Source organism: Salicibibacter cibarius (assembly GCF_016495725.1).
In the GTDB taxonomy this organism is placed as follows: Bacteria; Bacillota; Bacilli; order Bacillales; family Marinococcaceae; genus Salicibibacter; species Salicibibacter cibarius.
The window spans coordinates 3,144,298-3,161,957 of sequence record NZ_CP054705.1; the positions used below are offsets into that span (position 1 = coordinate 3,144,298).

Genomic DNA, 17,660 nt, shown 5'->3' on the forward strand with positions numbered 1-17,660 from the left:
AAATTTTGTGCGCATGGGTTTTTTATGAGTGTTCGAGAAGGACAGATAATCGCTTATTGCTTCCTCTGTTTACACAATCTGATATTAATCGCCCTTTTTCGTCGTATTATTTTTAAAATTACTAATAATTCGATATTGAAAGTTTTTAGTTCGTAAGATATAGTTAGTTTAGCTTTTATTTACTACAAAGGGGGAAAAGAAAATGAAGCGTTTCAAACGTCGTGGTTACCTCGTCGGAGTTATCTTGGCAACAAGCTTGCTACTCGTGGCTTGTACGGACGACTCGGATGTAGACGAAAGCCAGGATGAAGAGGCTGCCGGTGGGGACGCTGAAGAAAATGATGATGCAGAGGATAGTGACGAGGTTAGCGGCGAGCCCCAAGAAGGCGGGGACTTTCATATCTCATTGTCGGGAGAACCTGTATCCATGGATCCGCATGAATCCAATGACAATCAGTCAGCGAAAGCACGTTCATTAATGTATGAAACACTTTTAAACCATAACCCGGAAACGCTTGAATTGGAAGCGACTGGCTTAGCTGAATCGTACGAGCAGACCGAAGATGACACGTGGGTTTTTGAATTACACGAAGGTGTACATTTTCATAACGGCGAAGAGTTGACAGCCGACGATGTTGTTGCAACATTTAACCGCGTGCTTGAAGAAGAGCGTGCTTCCGAAGCTGCCTTTCTTTTTGAAATGATTGAAAATGTCGAAACGATTGACGATTATACTGTGGAATTTACGACTGAATTTCCATTTGCCCCATTAGGCGCTCACCTCGCCCATAACGCTGCCGGAATTATGAGTGAAGCCGCGATTGAAGATGATAATGAAGAAGAAATTAACCTTGATATCGAAGGTGTGGGGACAGGCCAATTTGTCTTTGAAGAATGGAATCAAGGAGATTCTCTCACCCTAACGAAAAATGAAGACTATTGGAGAGATGAAGCAAACCTTGATAGCGTAACATTCGATATTGTCGGGGAGGATCTCACCCGTGTCAGTATGCTTGAAAATAACGAAACGCACGTTGCCGATTTAATCCAACCGAACTTGGTTGATCAAGTGGAAGCCCTTGACAATGCCAATCTGATTGCAGAACCGAGCTTGAGCTTAACCTATGTTGGTTTTAATACAGAAAAAGAACCATTCGATGACGTGCGTGTCCGACAAGCAATTTCTCTAGCTGTCGATAATGAGTTGTTGGTGGATGGCATTTACGAAGGATATGGCGAAGCGGCTTACGGCCCGATCAATGAACTCGTCTTTGGCTATGATGAAGATTTGGAGGATATTGGATATGATCTGGATGAGGCAGAGGACTTGCTTGCCGAGGCCGGCTATGAAGACGGCTTTGAGACAACACTTTGGATGAATGACGATAACCCCGTACGCGAACAAACCGCTGAACTGATCCAAGACCAACTGTCCGAGATAGGTGTTGATATTTCGCTTGAAAACGTAGAATGGGGCGCTTACCTTGATCAAACAGCCGAAGGGGAACACGACATGTACGTGCTCGGCTGGGTAACCGTCACCGGTGATGCGGACTACGGCATGCACTCACTCTTCCACTCCGATAACTTTGGGGCACCCGGAAACCGCTCGTTCTATGAAAATGAAGAAGTCGACGCTTTGCTTGATGAAGCTCGGCAAGAAGAGGATGAAGAAACACGGGAAGACCTATACTCGGAAATCCAAGAAATTCTCGTCGATGAAGCACCGATGATCTATACAGTCTTTGACGATCTCCGTGTTGGTGTTGCTGACTCCGCAGAGGATTTCGTACAGCATCCAAACGGAACCTTTGATTTAAGTGAAACTTCTATTACCGAAGACGCTGAAGGCAGCTACTAAGGCTTTCCTTTTAACCATGCCCGGGCAACCGGCATGGTTTTTTTCTGTTTGGATGCTTTAAATACAACCTCCCCTTACCTGGCTCTCTGATTGTCATATGCTTCTTGCTTCAGACAGTTCCCCTCTCCCAGAACTCGTTTGTGTCAGAACTGGCACCTCCTTCGGCCGACTCCCCTTTCCGGCTCACATTTTTGTCCAAACTCGCTCCTTCCCCGACTAATTTCATCTTCTTTAAGTCCGTAAGCTTTTTGTATTTTTTTTATTAATACTGTAGTATTATATTTGCATATTTTGTATATTATTGTAAGGATCGGTTGAGAAAGGAATGACAAAACAATGAAAATGCCAGTATTTTTATTCGGAGCTTTATCGACGTTTGTCATCGCGGGATGTGCGGCCAATTCCGCTAAAGACACGTATCTTGAGGCAATGGACACGAAAAATGAAGGGGACGCTTATCACCTCGGAGCTTCTGCTGATGTTGAAACGCCGGAAGCGATTGATTCCGAAATGGCTTCCACCCTCGCTTTATCGCTGGATAACTTTAATTTTGCTTTTGAGATCCGGGGAGAGCATGATGGAGAAAGTTATGAAATAGAACAGGACTTCCCGGGAAGTGCGTTAACAACCTATGAACCATACCCCATACATATCGAAAATGGTGTGCTCGATGACACGACCTATTACCAACCCGTAGAATCAATGATCGATTTTTTTAATGAAACGGGCGCATATGGATTTGAGGTACAATTAAGCGAAGAAATTGAAGGTATGCATATTGAACTCCCATTCGAAACCGGAGAGCATTCATTCGATGATTTTTTTCATGAAGATGAAGAATTCCTGGAACTCGTTAGTGACTTAGACGATGATCGCTTTGAAGAAAACGACGGAGAAATTTCTTTTAGCCTGGAAGGCGAGGAAGCGAGACCTTATTTGGAAAAGAAGTTTTTTGCGTTTAGCCAAGTAGCCCTCCCTGGGAGTGAACAACTGTATGATTTGGAGAATGGGGACGAACAAATGTCAGTTGGAGAAGTAGAAATCAGAGCATCGCTGACGGAAGACGGTGTCCTAAGCGCCGAAGAATACGTTATACCTATAGAAGAAAACGGACGAGAATGGCTCGCTGAACTACGCCTTGATTATTATGACCTTGACTATGATGGGGAAATCTTAATGGTTGAAGACATAGACCCCCTCACGGAAGAGGATTTCAATGATTACATGATGGAAGAACAACAGCGAGATCTTGGGGAACTGATCGATGAAATGGATGAGATGGAAGATGAGTAAGCATTGATAATCTTGATGAGCGGCTATGGGCAGGCCGCTCTTTTGCTAAGCATGTGGTTGATAAGGAGGAGAAATCGTGAGGAGATGGCTACCCATTTCGATAAGCATTCTTATTGTAGGGATGGGAGGGGTTTTTTTGGTGAACGAATGGTGGAAGACCGGCACTCCTGCCCTGGATCATGATTTTACGAGTGAGTTTATTGATGAGGAAGCAGATACGGGGACAGAAGGATTTTATTTGTTTGAGTCGGGAACAGGACAATTTCAGATGGACTTCCCTGGGGAGTTTGAGATGCTTGAAAGTTCCGGACTCTATTCAATCGTTGAGAACAGATTCGAAATATTTAATGCTCAAAAAGTGAGACAAAATGAAAATAAAGGTTTATCTAGTATGTTTAAAGTAACGTATAATGGCGAGTTCAGTGAACGTGAAAAAGAATTGGCATTTGAAAATCTTTTAAAAGAATTTAGCTATGAGGGTCAATATGAACCTTTTGAAACTGAAGATGTATATGGTTATTATGGAGAATCCATTGGAGAATTAAAAGGGTCTGAAATGCAAATTTCTGATCCGAATAGCGGTACGACAAATCAATATTATGCTTTTATCGAAAATAAACATTCAAATGATGTCATCAGTTTGACCTATACATTAGTTTGTGAGAACGGTTCTGAACAAACCTGTGTTATTGATGAAGAAAAAGATAAAGCTTTATTTACTCATATAATCGAAAGTATTCAGTTTAATAACAACGAAGGGAAGTAATTTGTTGGCGGAAAAGGATCCGGAATAACCGACTTATCGTATAAGCGACGGTATATTGGACAATTTGGCAACTTCTTATCCGATTTTTATATAATAAATGCATAATATGGGTATTAATTGTTTCTTTGTGAGGGCGTGACAGTCGTGAAAAAATGGTTAATTATTTCGATAGGCATCCTTATTTTAGGAATCGGGGGGTTCTTTTTGGTTAAAGAATGGGCAACAACTGGCGTCCCTGCTTTAGATCATGATTTTACAAGTGATTTCATTAATGATGAAGCAGACACTGGCACGGATGGATTTTATTTGTTTGAGTCGGGAACAGGCCAATTTCAGATGCACTTCCCTGGGGAGTTTGAAATGTACGACCGCACTGGTCGTTATTCTATCGCTGGCGATAGGTTTGAATTATTCAATGCTCAGAAAGTAAGAGAAAATGAAAATGATGGAATAACAAGCATCTTTCAAGTAACATATAATGGGGAATTCAATGCCTGGGAAAAGGAATTAAATTTTGAAAGACTATTAGAGGATTTTAGCTATGAAAGTCAATACGACTCCTTTGAAACTGACGATGTATATGGGTATTTCGGGGAATCAATTGGAAAACTTATCGATAGAGAAGTGCAAATTTTCGACCCAGATGAAGGAGAAACAAATCGATACTTTGCTTTTGTTCTAGATAAACATTCAGATAGGGTAGTAACAGTTACTTATAGATTAGTTTGTGGAAATAACCCTGAAAACTGTGTGATTAATGAAGAAGAAAATGCAGCATTGTTTACTCATATGATCAAAAGCATTCAGTTTAATAACAACGAAGGGAAGTAATTTGTTGGCGGAAAAGGATCCGGAATAACCGACTTATCGTATAAGCGATAGTATTTTAAACAATTTGCGCAACTTATCCGATTTTTGTATAATAAAATGCATATTATGGGTATTAATTGTTTCTTTGTGAGGGCGTGACAGTCGTGAAAAAATGGCTAATTATTTCGATAGGCATCCTTATTGTTGGTATAGGAGGGATTTTCTTGGTAAAGGAATGGGCAACAACCGGCGTCCCTGCTTTAGATCATGATTTTACAAGTGAGTTTATTGATGAGGAAGCAGATACTGGGACGGATGGATTTTATTTGTTTGAGTCGGGAACAGGACAATTTCAGATGGACTTCCCTGGGGAGTTTGAGATGTATGACCGCTCCGGTCGTTATTCTATTGTTGAGAATAGGTTTGAATTATTCAATGCTCAGAAGGCAAGAGAAAATGATAATGATGGTTTAACAAGCAGTTTCCAACTCAGATATATGGGAAACCTCAACGAAAGAGAAAGAGAATTAGAATTTGAAATGCTATTAGATGATTTCAGCTATGAAGACCAATATAAACCTTTTGAGACAGATAATATATACGGTTATCATGGTGAATCAATCGGGGAATTTAACATGGCCGAGAAAGAAACACAAATTTTGGATCCAAATACGGGAACAACAAACCGATACTTCGCCTTTATTGTAGATAAACATTCAGAAAAGATTATTAGGATTACCTATTCATTGAATTGCGAGGACAACCCTGAAAAAAATTGTGTTATTGATGAAGAGGAAGATGCAACATTATTTGCACATATGATCGAAAGCATTCAGTTTGAGAATAACATGGGGGAATAATTTTGTTATTGGATGAAAGTACCCGAAATAAATTGACCGATTTACAATATGAACGCCCAGACGACGGAACGACCTTTGATACGGATTCCGTAAAAACCGTTATTAATCAACAGAAGGGTTTAGATCTGGACACCCAAAATATTAATATTTATTCAAGCAGTGATGAACAACTTGGTCCATCAGGCGGATTTGATGGGCATGCCCTGCACCTTTATAATCCCGACCAAAATATCAATGATGTTTATTATATCTTTCGAGGAACGGAAGTTCAGGATCTTCATGATATCGTTTATAATGCTATAGGTATCGGTAGTGGAACGAATACAGAACAACTTCAAGCTGCTGAAAGGTTCTTTGGTAACGTAGAGGGTAAAATACAAGACCATCTTGAATATGAAGAATACAATAATTTAACAAGAATGGGAGACGGTCACTCCCTTGGCGGGAACCTCGTCGTTAGCCTCGCACTTTTGACTAAAAACTTTACTGATGTCAGAGGATTAAATGATGCTCCTGTGAACGTTCAACATCTCATCGATCATGACCAAGATTTTAGCGACTATTTAGAAATCAAAGTAGGTGATGATATAAACGATATAAGTGAAGATGAACTCTCCCGTCTTGCCTTAGATTTTTATTCTGATGAAGCAAAGAATATTAGTCACACGCGCGTGCGCGGAGAGGCGCTTTATCCCCAGAGCATTCCGGATACCTTATTTATAGGAAATGAGGTTCATTATATCGGAGACCCCGATATCTCACATTTTCCGGATATGCTTGCCAAACAAGACATTACATGGAGAGACTATGTTTTGCCTAATGGCCACTCCCCCTTTCATAAGCGCACACACAACAAGGGTATAGACCGCTTACACAATGATTTAGGGCACCTCGGTGAAAATATGACAGTGGACGACATCGTCAATCATGTTGAAAATCCTTCTTTAAGCACTTTAGGATTGGCGGCACGATTAGGCGTTATAGGTTTTTCCGATAGGCATGAAATTGTGTCTTTTTTACTTAATCCTTATATGCTGTCCAATTTTTCTGATGCTGCCTCTGTTTGGGATACACTCCATAAACACAGCATGGAAACGTTCATTGATTATTTTGATAATGGCCCCCATCCAATACAGTCCTTTCACCAAGTGATTGATCCCGTGTCCGGTGAACGCATTAAATTGTCCGCCGATGTATTGTTAATCGCGCTCAATCATATGCGTAAAGCGCTGGAAACGAAACGTGATGCGATGCAAAAATTACACAATTATTGGGAAACGGAAGTACCGGAAATCACTTCAAGCCATCGTTCCACGGTTAATAGCCTTATGGATGATAAAGAAGCCAGCGGGCGGGCGTTCGTGACCGAGGAACACTCGATAGGATGGATGGAAAACCTCCAGCCGGGATTGCAAGCAAAGGGAGTACAGTTTGAACGTTCGTTTGACCCCTTGAGCGAAGCGGTAGATTCATCGTTGGAACAGGCGATGGAACGCTATCAAATAGAAATCAACCATTTAGACCAGTTGCAGGAACGGTTCTCTCAACATATGAACACATTATTTGAAGCCGATGAGGATGTATCCAGGCAAATCCAGATGTTAGGAGGTTAATGAACATGAGTTTTTTTGATATGTTGAACCCAAAGTCTCATTCTTATACGTTTCCCTTCGATCAAGACGCTTTTCTTGAAGAGCGTAAAAATCAGTTAAAACAAATTCAAGCTCTTTTTGAAAATGGCGCGGCTGAAGCAAGACACGTGCGTGATATCCTTGATTCCCAGAACGGAGAATTTATCAATGCCGTGATTGAAGAATTGGACAAGCTGGACGCCACCCATCGCTCCAACGAAATGCTGGTAGACCAACAACTCTACCAACATGGGTTGAACTTTTCATTCGGCATAAACGATTTCTATACACAACGGTACACGATTCAATATGAACTCGACCCGGATAACGAACCGGTGGATGTCAACATACGAGGGCGAGGGTTGTGAACATTTAACTTGATCCCCTGCCCTCCTGCCTTCTTCACTCCCCTTTTAGTTTTTCCATCTCTGAGCAGATTTCGTGTTGCCATTCATAGTCTTCGGTCGTATAAGCGATGTACGACATGGCGGCTAGTTTTTCTTTTTCCCTATAAAAATTTTTTAAGTACTGTTTGCTTTCCATATATTCTTGTTGTTCATGATCGGTTAGCGGTCGATGATCCGCTTCGAGCACCAAACGAACAAGTCTTTCTGCTACGACAGAGTACAAAAATCATCACTCTCTTCCATTTATCGCTCCTTGTAGCATCTCCCAGAGAATGTAAAAATATAGCTTTTTTCTTTAAATATTTGTGTTGATACTTTGGCTATATGAGCACTGCTCACAGGCTTTATCAGCCAAAAGTGACGGTTTATCAGCCAAAAAAAGCAATATATCAGCCAAACTAAAAAACTGCCCGCAGGCAGTCTTCCGGGCTTCTCCCATCACCCCAAGCCGATAATGTGGTAACCTCCATCAACGTGGAGCGTTTCCCCGGTCATTCCTTTCGACAAGTCACTCATTAAAAAGAGAGCGGTGTTGCCGACTTCTTCTGTGGTGACCCCCCGTCGCAACGGCGCCTTTTCCTCCATTTCCTTCAAGGAACTGTTAAAACCGGCGACGCCTTTGGCAGACAGCGTGCGGATCGGACCTGCAGAAATGGCGTTCACACGGATGCCGTGTTGGCCAAGGTCGTTCGCGAGGTAGCGAACATTTGCATCCAACGCCGCTTTCGCAACTCCCATCACGTTATAATTTTTTACGACCCGTTCGCCGCCGAGGTACGTCATCGTCATGATTGATCCGTTTTCGGCCATCATGTCATTTTTTTGCACGGCGTTCGCTACAGCTATCAACGAGTAAGCGCTAATGTCATGTGCAACTTGAAATCCTTCCCGAGACGTTTCCACGAACGCGCCTTCTAGGTCTTCTTTTTTTGCAAACGCGATGCAATGGGCTAGTCCATGAATCGTGCCTACTTCCTCTTTGATTTGCCGAAAGGTGGCGTCGATTTCCTCGTCATCCGTGATATCACATGGATAGACAAACGTTTCCGTTTCCAATGTGTCCGCGAGTTCCCGCACATTTTTTCCGAGACGTTCACCTGCATATGTAAAAACAATTCTTGCGCCGGCATCTGCCAGGCTCCGGGAGATGCCCCAGGCAATGCTTCTTTTGTTCGCGACACCCATCACAACATAGGTGCGCCCTTCCAATGATAAACTCATTTTCGAAAAATCTCCTTTCTCAACATCCTTGTCCCGAGTATAGCACTTTTTTACAAACTGGTCATTTCTATTTTAGGCTATTTTTTGCTATGATTTCAAAAGGTGATGCAAATGGTGAAAGGTTTGGATTTTATCGGAGATATCCATGGATGCAGGCAAGAGCTCCACGCCCTCTTGCAAAAGCTGGGCTATGAAAAGAAAAAAGGAATGTACACGCATCCCAAAGAGCGTAAACTTGTGTTTATCGGCGATCTCACCGATCGGGGGCCGGATTCTGTTAATGTTATTGACGATGTCGCCGCGCTCGTTAACGACCGAATAGCCTATTATATCCCCGGCAATCACTGCGATAAACTTTATCGTTATTTTCTCGGCCGGCCGGTGCAAATCCAACATGGCTTGGAAACGACGGTCGCTGAACTGCACGCGCTCCCGCAGGCTTCTTATCAACGGATACGCCATACGTTTATGCGTTTATTTGAAGAAGCCCCTTTGTATTTACCGTTATGGAAAAACGAAGTCGTTGCCGCCCATGCCGGCATCCGTAAAAAAGACATCGGCAGGACAGACAAGGCCGCGCGGGCGTTCGTTCTCTACGGAGACGTGGATCGCAATGGGCAACGGGCAGGACAACTTCCAAAACGGCGGGATTGGGTGTTAAAAGAACCCAATGGCTTTCCTTGGATTGTTTACGGCCATACACCTGTCCAAACGCCGAGAGTGTTTCGACGTACAATTAACATCGATACCGGCTGTGTCTTCGGCGGAGCGTTAACTGCTTTTCGTTATCCGGAACTAACGACCGTTGATGTCCCCTCCCGCCAACCGGAGCAACCGGAAAAATTTCGCACCTTTGAGCAAACGGAAAATTTAAGTGCTTACAGATGAATTTATTTACAGAGAAAGGAACTCAAATCAATGAAACATACCTGGATTATCAGTTTAACAAGTCTTTTGTTTATTTTAACGGCTTGTGCCCCTGAAGCCGAAATCGGCCATATTGAAGAGGAAACAGAAATTTTTCTGTTTAGCGAGGGGGGTGATGCATCGATTTCTCTCAACGCCTTGATGAATAACCAGTCGGAGCGCCCCTCGGACGAGCTGATTTTACACTTGGAAGTAAACGATGAGGAAGCGCGGGATTTGTTCAGCGAACCTGAGTTGCTGACGGAATCCGAAGACGAGACGTTTGCCATTGGCGGCGGAGAACGCTTTATGGTCAGTGAAACGTATTTGCTTGATGAAGCGCCGGAAGACCCGGAAACCCTTAGCGGCGTCATCGATGGCGTCATCATCAATGAAGATGGCGAGGAAGTGTACCGCTTTACCTTCGATCAAGTGGAGGAAGCCTGACCTTTCACTCGCCGATAAACGATTCCTTCACACGCTTCCAAAATGGAAAAGGGCGAAAGCGGGCAAAGCGTACATGTTCCGTTGCCACACGGCATTGTATCGAAGCGATGTCTTGATGAACAAAAGACTTATGGTCAACGGTCAGCTGCAATCCTACATCGTTCAATGGTTTCAATAAACAAGTGTGGTGTTCGGGCAGGATTAAAGGTGAACCAATCGTCCGGTACACTCGATTGTTAATGGATGCCATTTCCGCGATTTGCATGGAGGCAAGGGATGGGTGCAAAATCGCCCCTCCCAACGCTTTGTTATAGGCGGTGCTCCCCGATGGGGTTGAAATACATAGTCCATCCCCCCTAAACGTTTCGAAGACTTCCCCTTTGATCTCAACATTGCAAACGAGCGAGCCTTCCGTTGTTTTTACGGTACACTCGTTTAACGGAAGATAACGGTCTGAATCATTGTTCTCTCCATGGTAGCGGACGACGACTTCCAGAAGGGGGTATTCAACGACCTGAAAAGGTGTTTTTGCAATATGAATGATTAATTTGTCCACCTCTTCCGGTTTCCAATCGGCATAAAACCCCAAATGCCCGGTGTGAACACCGACAAAACAAGTATCCTCCAACCGATGCTTATGCTCGTGAAAAGCTTCGAGAAGGGTCCCGTCTCCGCCGACAGAGATAACGACCTCCGGTTTTTCTTCGTCGAACGTGAGCCCATGTCCCTTCAGTTCACTTTGGATATGGCCCGCGATCTCATTCGACACATCATCTCCCCGCGACGTAACATCAAAATGCATGGCTCGTTCCCCCCTTTCACTTATAGGTTCCTTTGTTTTCTTCCCGACGTTTCGTAATGATCGATTGTGCCTCCCGAACCTCATCTTGAATCTTGGACATCTCTTCATCCAGATTGTAGGCAGCTTCCGCGGCACGAACGAGACGTCGTTTCACATGTTCCGGAATTTCCCCGCTGTATTTATAATTGAGCGAATGTTCAATGGTCGCCCAAAAGTTCATCGCCATCGTACGAATTTGAATTTCCGCAAGGACATGTCTCGTTCCTTCGATCGTGTGCACCGGATAATCGATCACCATATGATACGAACGATATCCGCTTGATTTTTTCTCTTTTATATAATCTCTTTCACTCATCACCGTAATATCATTTCGCGACCGCAACATGTCTACAATTGTATCAATGTCTGTAACAAATTGACAGACGATGCGAAGACCCGCGATATCTTGCATCTCTGTATGCAGGCTTTCCAAGGCTATATTTTTCCGTTTGGCTTTCTCCTGGATGCTCGTCATTGGTTTTACACGACCGGTAACAAATTCAATTGGTGTATGTTTTGAAGATCGTTGATATTGATCTCTCAAGCTTTTGAATTTTACTTTTAACTCTTCAACCGCCTGGTGGTAAGGAGATAGAAAAATCGCCCATCCGTTCATAAGACCCCTCCCTCAGTCGTCTGTCGGAACCGGGAAATGTTTTTCAACAGCGCCAACCATTTCAGGTCCGTAATTATTGTTCCCTTGGATGATATCGAGAAACATGTCCAGTTCCTCATGAATATCCGCAAATTCGACACTGGATATATCAAGGTATACGGGCGTCCGGTCCCGATGGCTTTTGTTAAGGTCCGGCCAAAATTCTTCCGGGATATGTACTTGGACAAACGCGCCTTCCCGGTCAAAAATATAAACGAGCGCAAAATTGTCCGAATCGGCCAACAGACGACCTGTTGGTGTTAACGGTTGCTCCGTGTTACGGTCCGTTTCCAGATAAAGGCCATTTTCTTTATGTCGCGCAACCTTCACATTGATTGCATCCATGTTTATCCGGCTCCTTTTCTATCGTTGTTGTCCCATCATCTCTGTGTCATAATGCCGGCAGGAGGATGATCACATGAATCGTTCATTTGACGAACTTGAAATTGAGGGCAAACGTCTTCTTGATGTACAAGAATTTATGAATATAAAGACGTATTTTCAATTAAACGAAGATGATTTTATCATCCAACACAATCACTATTTTGACACATCCGATTTCCAATTAAAAGAACAAAACGCCGCTTTGCGCATTCGTTATAAAAACGGGGCACATATACTCACGCTAAAGGTGCGAAGCGAAGCCGGGGTGATGGAGAAACATCAACCGCTCGGCCCCCGCGAATGGAGCGAAGGCGATCCGCTTACACAGCTCAACAAGGGAGGTTCCGTCCAAGCGTACTTGGAAAAAGAATGGCAAATTCCTTTTCACACGTTACGCTCTTTGGGACGGCTAACGACATGGCGGGCGGAACTGCCATATGAACAAGGCCTCCTCGTCTTGGATGAAAGCCGCTATTTCGGCGAGGTTGACTATGAACTGGAATTCGAGGGAGATTCCCAAGAACACGTGCAAAGAGTTCTGACACAAATCGCCGTTCGTGCTGGACTCGATTCGCATAGCCCCGAACCACAACCGAAAATTCAACGGTTTTTTTCTGTCGCAAAGGGGCGCATCTAGGACTTTGATCTTTTTTTCCGGGAAAGTCTTGTTTTTAACACAAGCTCTGCTATAGTCAAATTATATCATTAGTTCGAGGAGTATTGAAATGAACGACATGCACACCTTGCTTTTAAGCCTTCAACACTCAGCGCCTGTTTCCGAACCGAAAAAAAACCTGTCGGAAAAACAACCGTCTGTTGACTTCGCTACGCTTCTTGCCCGTATTGAGTCCGAAGAATCCGGAGAAAAGAACGAAGAATCTTTCCCTTTTGATGTTGCGAGCGAGCGATCGCTCTACTACCATCCGATGAATGAACCGGCTATTCCTGCTTCCGGAGGGTTGGCCGGAGACGAAACAATCGATCCTGGATTGGAAGGGGAAGGCCGGGTTGACGGTGTTTTGCCGGACTCGCCTTATAACCAACTGATCGAAGCTTCTGCAGACAAACACGGCGTGGACGCCGGCTTGATCTATGCCATTATTAAGCATGAATCCAACTTTCAATCGGATGCCACAAGCCATGCCGGGGCAACTGGGCTTATGCAATTGATGCCGGAAACCGCCCGTGGCTTGGGAGTGACAGATGCGAAAGATCCGGCCCAAAACATCGATGCGGGCACCCGCTATATCCGCGATATGCTTAACCGTTATGACGGCGACCCGGAAAAAGCCCTCGCCGCCTACAATGCCGGTCCCGGGAATGTGGACAAATATGGCGGCATCCCCCCCTTCGATGAAACAACCGCCTATGTCCCGAGCGTCATGGATAGCTATCAGAGCTTGACATAAAGGCAGCAGCGTATCTCTAGCAATAGGGGACGCTGTTTTTTGTGTGGGTGGCTGTCCCCCGTACAATGTACTTCGGACACTTTTGTAAGCATCAACGCTTCATGACACCTGAGTTGCTTACTTTCGTGGGATTTGAGGGGTCATGATCGCTCCATGGCACCTCAGTTGCTTGCTTTTGTCAGACTTGGGGGCTCATCAACGCTCCATGGCACCTCAGTTGCTTGCTTTCGTGGGATTTGAGGGGTCATGAACTAACCAATCGTCTTTCCAAGCAGCATGAAAACCATGTCACCAAAAATTCTTATCGAAGCACGCCCAATTGAAACATTTTAATTCGTCTCCGTCATGTCTCTATCCCTTGTAAGCTTAGAATTTGAACCTTTCTCCGTGCCTTGCTACAATAAAGTGAAACTACCGGCAAAGGTTGTTTCCGAAGGTTATGCGTGAATGAAATAAATTGAAAAAGTGGGAGAATGATGGAATACCTTAAAGGAACATTGTATGACGCTCTCGGCGGCGAACATGCCATCACGACGATCGTGGAGCAATTTTATAACAGGGTAGGCGAACATCCGGAATTAATCCCATTGTTCCCTGACGATCTTACAGAAACTAGACGAAAACAAAAACAGTTTCTCACCCAATTTTGTGGAGGCCCTGCCCTCTTCACGAGGGAACACGGACATCCGCGATTGCGGGCTCGTCACCTGCCATTTCCAATCACACCAGTCAAAGCAGAAGCCTGGTTGGATTGTATGGAACGTGCGCTACAAGCAAGTAAACTTGAAAACGATAAAGCCGTTCAAGAATTGTATCAACGGTTAACTTTAACGGCACACCATATGATAAACACACCGAGCTAAAACGGGAAGGAGCGTATACCTTTGGTGAAGACGAATCAACAGGGCTGTAATGATAGCCTAGGCGTTTGTGGCGTTGACATGGACGAACAAAAGCAAACGACGAACCAGAAAAAATTGGAAATTTATATCTTTACAGATCCTCTTTGCCCAGATTGCTGGGGATTTGAACCAGTCATAAAAAAATTCAGGCTGGAGTACGGCCATTTATGCAAAATGCGCTTTTTCATCGTTCCCGAAGCCGCAAGTTGGTGTGTGAATGAACAAAACCAAAAGTCGCTTGCCGACCTTTGGGAAGAAACCTCATCACGTACCGGGATGTGTTGTGACGGAGACATATGGCATGAAAATCCGCTTACACAATCAGAAACCCCCGCCATTGCCGTAAAGGCAGCCGAAATGCAAGGCCGGCAATATGGCCTGCGCTATTTGCGACGGTTGCGTGAAGCCCTCTTTCTTAAAAAGGAAAATATTTCAGAAGAAGATGTTTTACTAGACTGTGCTGAACGGGCAAATTTGGATGTTCATGAATTCCATAAGGATCTCCATTCGGATTTGGCACGCAAAGCTTTAGACGCAGACATCAACACAACACATGAGATGGGTGCCCGGGATGTGCCTACAATGATTTTTTTTAACGATTGCATTGAAGATGCCGGGTTAAAAATTTCCGGGTTACACGATTATCCTGTATACGTTGATATACTGGGGAAAATGCTCGGATCGCCCCCGAAACCAAAGCAAAAAATGGACATCGATGAATTTATGAAAACCTATGAACTCGTTGCCACTCGGGAAGTTGCACAAGTTTACGATTTGTCCATGAAAGAAGCAACTTCCCGGTTAAAAGCATTACAATTACAACAAAAAATCGAAAGCGTCCCCGTAAAAAAAGGGACCTTTTGGAAAGCAGACAAAGCACTGCAAGATTAGTGACACGTTGGTTCCCGCTCATCTGTCCCGGTTCGGAATGAACCGGGACAGATTTTTTATGATCTCTGTTTACCTCGATTCACACGGTTTTGTGGCAACCGAAGCATGCCCCATCCTCCTTTTTCGGGCGCCATGACCACCCTCTCCCTTTCAATAAACGCCTTCCTCCCCCCAAAATAACTCCGTAGCCGTTTTTTCAAGTGATGAACCCGGAAGCGTCCATCATATACTTAGGACAGACACCACAACGAGGGGGATCGACGATGCAAAACGTGATCATAAGTATTCTTACAATCTTGATTGGATATATTTTATTTCTCGTCTCGGTTTTGCGCTTATTTCCATTGGTGATCGCTGTACCTTTGTTTTTTGCGTCCATCATCATTAGCGTCCATTTCCTCAATGAACGCGGGAGGTTTAAAGGCTTTTCTTAGTTAGAAAAACTTGGATTTTATCTTATACTTTAATCCTTAATCCTTTAGCAAAGTTAAACATTCTTAAAGTGCAAAAAAAAGAAAACCCTCCTGACGAGGGTTCCCCTTTCCCTATTTCCCCATTAAATCATCAGCAATTTGCTCTGCTTGTTCCAATAACGTTTCAAACTGGTTCATCGCCGCTTGAATAGGCGCCGGTTCGGTCATATCAACCCCTGCTCCCTTCAACAGCTCGATTGGATAGTCGGAACTTCCGGACTTCAAAAACGATAAATACCGCTCAACCGCCGGCTCTCCTTCTTCCAATATTTTGCTGCTTAGCGCAACGGCAGCACTATAGCCGGTCGCGTACTGATAAACGTAGAAATTCATATAAAAATGGGGAATTCGTGACCATTCGTAGGCGATTTCATCATCATAAACGATCTCTTCCCCGAAATATTTTTTATTCAAATCAAGGTATGCGGATTTCAGATTTTCCGGAGTCAACGCCTCCCCTTCGGCCGCTCTTCGGTGAATCAATTGCTCGAATTCGGCAAACATCGTCTGTCGGAAAATTGTTCCTTTAAATCCTTCCAACTGTTGATTGAGCAAATAAAGTGTGTCGGCTTTACTTTCGCTTTTTTGCCTTAGCGAATGAGAAAGCAAGAGCTCGTTGACAGTGGAAGCCACTTCCGCAACGAAGATCGTATAATCTCCATATGGATACGGTTGGTGTTTATGGGTGAAATAACTATGCATGGAATGGCCGAGTTCATGGGCAAGAGTGTACATTTCGTCAATACTGTCTTGCCAATTCATTAAAATATATGGTTGCGTCAAATACGCCCCCGAAGAATACGCACCGCTCGTCTTCCCTTTATTTTCATGCACGTCGACCCATCCGTTTTTTTCCAACCCAGCGGTCATGGCTGCGGTATAATCGTTCCCCAACGGTTTTAAGGCTTGGATAATTTCCGTTTTCGCCTCTTCGTACCCGTAATCAAAAGATTCACTTTCCACTAACGGGACGTATAAATCACAAAAATGAAGCTCTTCCAATTGCAACAACTTTTTCCGTAACCGTAAGTATCGTTGAAACAAATGAAGGTGATCGTTAACGACCGCCACGAGCTGGTCATAAACCTTTTCGGGAATATGATTGGTATGCATGGCTTGTGCTCGGGCTGACGAATAATTTCGCGTTTCGGCGTAAAATTGATTTCGTTTCACCTGGCCGCTTAACAAACTGGCCAGTGTATTCTCATGGCCCCGATACGAACGATACAATGACGCAAATGCATCTTTTCGCACGTTGCGATTTTTATTTTGCAACAATTGAATAAAGCGACCGTTGCTCACGGCTGTTTCGTTTCCATTCTCATCTTCGATCGAATCAAAGGTCATATCCGCATCCGAAAGCATCGAAAAGGACTGTCCCGCTAGGTCCGTCACCTCGGAAGCTTTGGCGAGCAGCCCTTCTTCTTTTTCCGATAGAACGTGAGGTCTGCGTTCGTTCAGCAAAACCAATTCATGCGCATACAATTGTAACGGTTCATATTCGTTCGCCCAACGCGTAAGTGTTTCTTCCGATACGGACAAAATCTCCGGTTCATAAAATGCGATTGAAGCACTAAAACGGGTGATCAACGAACGTGCGCGGTCAAACAACCCTTGATAATAACTATCGGACGTATCTTCATCGTTTTTCAAATGGGCATAAACAACAACTTTTTCGAGTTCCATGCCGGCTTCATCCCGCTGTTTTAACCCTTCATACAGGGTCTCTGCCGAATCCGCGAGTTTCCCTTGAAACGATTGAAGGTTCGGCAATTGGTTTTCCACGCTTGTAAATGCTTGCTCCCATTCATCTGCATCAGCAAAAATCGCTTCCACATCCCATTTGCGTTCAGCGGGAATGTCGGAACGTTCAGGTACTTTTGTGCTGCTTGCTGTCATGGCG

The 17,660-nt window shown here is 44.1% G+C and carries 20 protein-coding genes; 14 read left to right on the forward strand and 6 right to left on the reverse strand.

Annotated elements, in window-relative coordinates; genetic code table 11:
- The first annotated feature begins 202 nt into the window (after nucleotides 1–202).
- The 7 genes from HUG15_RS15975 (at nucleotide 203) to HUG15_RS16005 (ending at nucleotide 7,589) form a co-directional block, all read left to right on the forward strand.
- Nucleotides 203–1,861 (forward strand): glutathione ABC transporter substrate-binding protein, encoded by a 1,659-nt coding sequence (locus tag HUG15_RS15975; RefSeq protein WP_200124040.1) that lies wholly within the window; start codon nucleotides 203–205, stop codon nucleotides 1,859–1,861.
- A 336-nt stretch (nucleotides 1,862–2,197) separates the two neighbouring features.
- A complete protein-coding gene (locus tag HUG15_RS15980) occupies nucleotides 2,198–3,154 on the forward strand; it encodes a hypothetical protein (RefSeq protein WP_211202244.1) in 957 nt (318 codons plus the stop codon).
- 139 nt (nucleotides 3,155–3,293) lie between these two features.
- On the forward strand, nucleotides 3,294–3,920 hold the full coding sequence (locus HUG15_RS15985) for a hypothetical protein (RefSeq protein WP_200124042.1): 627 nt from the start codon (nucleotides 3,294–3,296) through the stop codon (nucleotides 3,918–3,920).
- Between the two features lie 144 nt (nucleotides 3,921–4,064).
- Entirely contained in the window at nucleotides 4,065–4,751 is a 687-nt protein-coding gene (locus tag HUG15_RS15990) for a hypothetical protein (protein WP_200124043.1), read from the forward strand.
- Between the two features lie 143 nt (nucleotides 4,752–4,894).
- Complete coding sequence (locus HUG15_RS15995) at nucleotides 4,895–5,590, forward strand: hypothetical protein (protein ID WP_211202245.1); 696 nt, start codon at nucleotides 4,895–4,897, stop codon at nucleotides 5,588–5,590.
- A 2-nt stretch (nucleotides 5,591–5,592) separates the two neighbouring features.
- Nucleotides 5,593–7,203: a DUF6792 domain-containing protein gene (locus HUG15_RS16000; protein WP_200124045.1), complete on the forward strand. Its 1,611-nt coding sequence runs from the start codon at nucleotides 5,593–5,595 to the stop codon at nucleotides 7,201–7,203.
- 5 nt (nucleotides 7,204–7,208) lie between these two features.
- A complete protein-coding gene (locus tag HUG15_RS16005) occupies nucleotides 7,209–7,589 on the forward strand; it encodes a hypothetical protein (protein ID WP_200124046.1) in 381 nt (126 codons plus the stop codon).
- 34 nt (nucleotides 7,590–7,623) lie between these two features.
- On the opposite strand, the gene HUG15_RS16010 is transcribed toward HUG15_RS16005, so the two are convergent.
- Together HUG15_RS16010 and fabI are read right to left on the reverse strand one after the other, a co-directional pair.
- Nucleotides 7,624–7,851: a DUF7667 family protein gene (locus tag HUG15_RS16010; RefSeq protein ID WP_200124047.1), complete on the reverse strand. Its 228-nt coding sequence runs from the start codon at nucleotides 7,849–7,851 to the stop codon at nucleotides 7,624–7,626.
- Between the two features lie 215 nt (nucleotides 7,852–8,066).
- The gene (gene fabI / locus HUG15_RS16015; RefSeq protein WP_200124048.1) at nucleotides 8,067–8,849 is read right to left on the reverse strand and encodes an enoyl-ACP reductase FabI; all 783 of its coding nucleotides are present in this window, start codon (nucleotides 8,847–8,849) and stop codon (nucleotides 8,067–8,069) included.
- A gap of 114 nt (nucleotides 8,850–8,963) precedes the next feature.
- Here fabI and prpE point away from each other — a divergent pair, with 114 nt between their 5' ends.
- On the forward strand, nucleotides 8,964–9,737 hold the full coding sequence (gene prpE / locus HUG15_RS16020) for a bis(5'-nucleosyl)-tetraphosphatase PrpE (protein WP_246516369.1): 774 nt from the start codon (nucleotides 8,964–8,966) through the stop codon (nucleotides 9,735–9,737).
- 30 nt (nucleotides 9,738–9,767) lie between these two features.
- Complete coding sequence (locus HUG15_RS16025; RefSeq protein WP_200124050.1) at nucleotides 9,768–10,202, forward strand: hypothetical protein; 435 nt, start codon at nucleotides 9,768–9,770, stop codon at nucleotides 10,200–10,202.
- A gap of 4 nt (nucleotides 10,203–10,206) precedes the next feature.
- Here HUG15_RS16025 and HUG15_RS16030 read toward each other — a convergent pair whose 3' ends face one another.
- Genes HUG15_RS16030 through HUG15_RS16040 form a run of 3 tightly spaced genes read right to left on the reverse strand, consistent with a single transcriptional unit; the run spans nucleotide 10,207 to nucleotide 12,043 of the window.
- The gene (locus HUG15_RS16030) at nucleotides 10,207–11,004 is read right to left on the reverse strand and encodes an NAD kinase (RefSeq protein WP_200124051.1); all 798 of its coding nucleotides are present in this window, start codon (nucleotides 11,002–11,004) and stop codon (nucleotides 10,207–10,209) included.
- Nucleotides 11,005–11,020: 16 nt separating this feature from the next.
- Nucleotides 11,021–11,659, reverse strand: coding sequence for a GTP diphosphokinase (yjbM, locus tag HUG15_RS16035; protein WP_200124052.1), 639 nt, complete (start codon nucleotides 11,657–11,659; stop codon nucleotides 11,021–11,023).
- 12 nt (nucleotides 11,660–11,671) lie between these two features.
- Complete coding sequence (locus tag HUG15_RS16040; RefSeq protein ID WP_200124053.1) at nucleotides 11,672–12,043, reverse strand: UPF0738 family protein; 372 nt, start codon at nucleotides 12,041–12,043, stop codon at nucleotides 11,672–11,674.
- 73 nt (nucleotides 12,044–12,116) lie between these two features.
- Between HUG15_RS16040 and HUG15_RS16045 the strand changes: the two genes are divergently transcribed.
- The 5 genes from HUG15_RS16045 (at nucleotide 12,117) to HUG15_RS16065 (ending at nucleotide 15,718) form a co-directional block, all read left to right on the forward strand.
- On the forward strand, nucleotides 12,117–12,719 hold the full coding sequence (locus HUG15_RS16045) for a CYTH domain-containing protein (protein WP_200124054.1): 603 nt from the start codon (nucleotides 12,117–12,119) through the stop codon (nucleotides 12,717–12,719).
- Between the two features lie 88 nt (nucleotides 12,720–12,807).
- Nucleotides 12,808–13,491: a lytic transglycosylase domain-containing protein gene (locus HUG15_RS16050; RefSeq protein WP_246516370.1), complete on the forward strand. Its 684-nt coding sequence runs from the start codon at nucleotides 12,808–12,810 to the stop codon at nucleotides 13,489–13,491.
- Between the two features lie 476 nt (nucleotides 13,492–13,967).
- A complete protein-coding gene (locus HUG15_RS16055) occupies nucleotides 13,968–14,354 on the forward strand; it encodes a globin domain-containing protein (protein ID WP_425504013.1) in 387 nt (128 codons plus the stop codon).
- 24 nt (nucleotides 14,355–14,378) lie between these two features.
- Entirely contained in the window at nucleotides 14,379–15,284 is a 906-nt protein-coding gene (locus tag HUG15_RS16060; RefSeq protein ID WP_211202246.1) for a ClpXP adapter SpxH family protein, read from the forward strand.
- Nucleotides 15,285–15,547: 263 nt separating this feature from the next.
- Nucleotides 15,548–15,718 carry a hypothetical protein gene (locus HUG15_RS16065; protein ID WP_200124057.1) on the forward strand — a complete coding sequence of 57 codons (171 nt, stop codon included), beginning with the start codon at nucleotides 15,548–15,550 and terminating at the stop codon, nucleotides 15,716–15,718.
- Between the two features lie 111 nt (nucleotides 15,719–15,829).
- Here the strand turns inward: HUG15_RS16065 and pepF are convergent, their stop codons facing one another.
- Nucleotides 15,830–17,656, reverse strand: a complete 1,827-nt coding sequence (gene pepF / locus HUG15_RS16070; protein ID WP_200124058.1) for an oligoendopeptidase F — start codon at nucleotides 17,654–17,656, stop codon at nucleotides 15,830–15,832.
- Nucleotides 17,657–17,660: the final 4 nt, after the last annotated feature.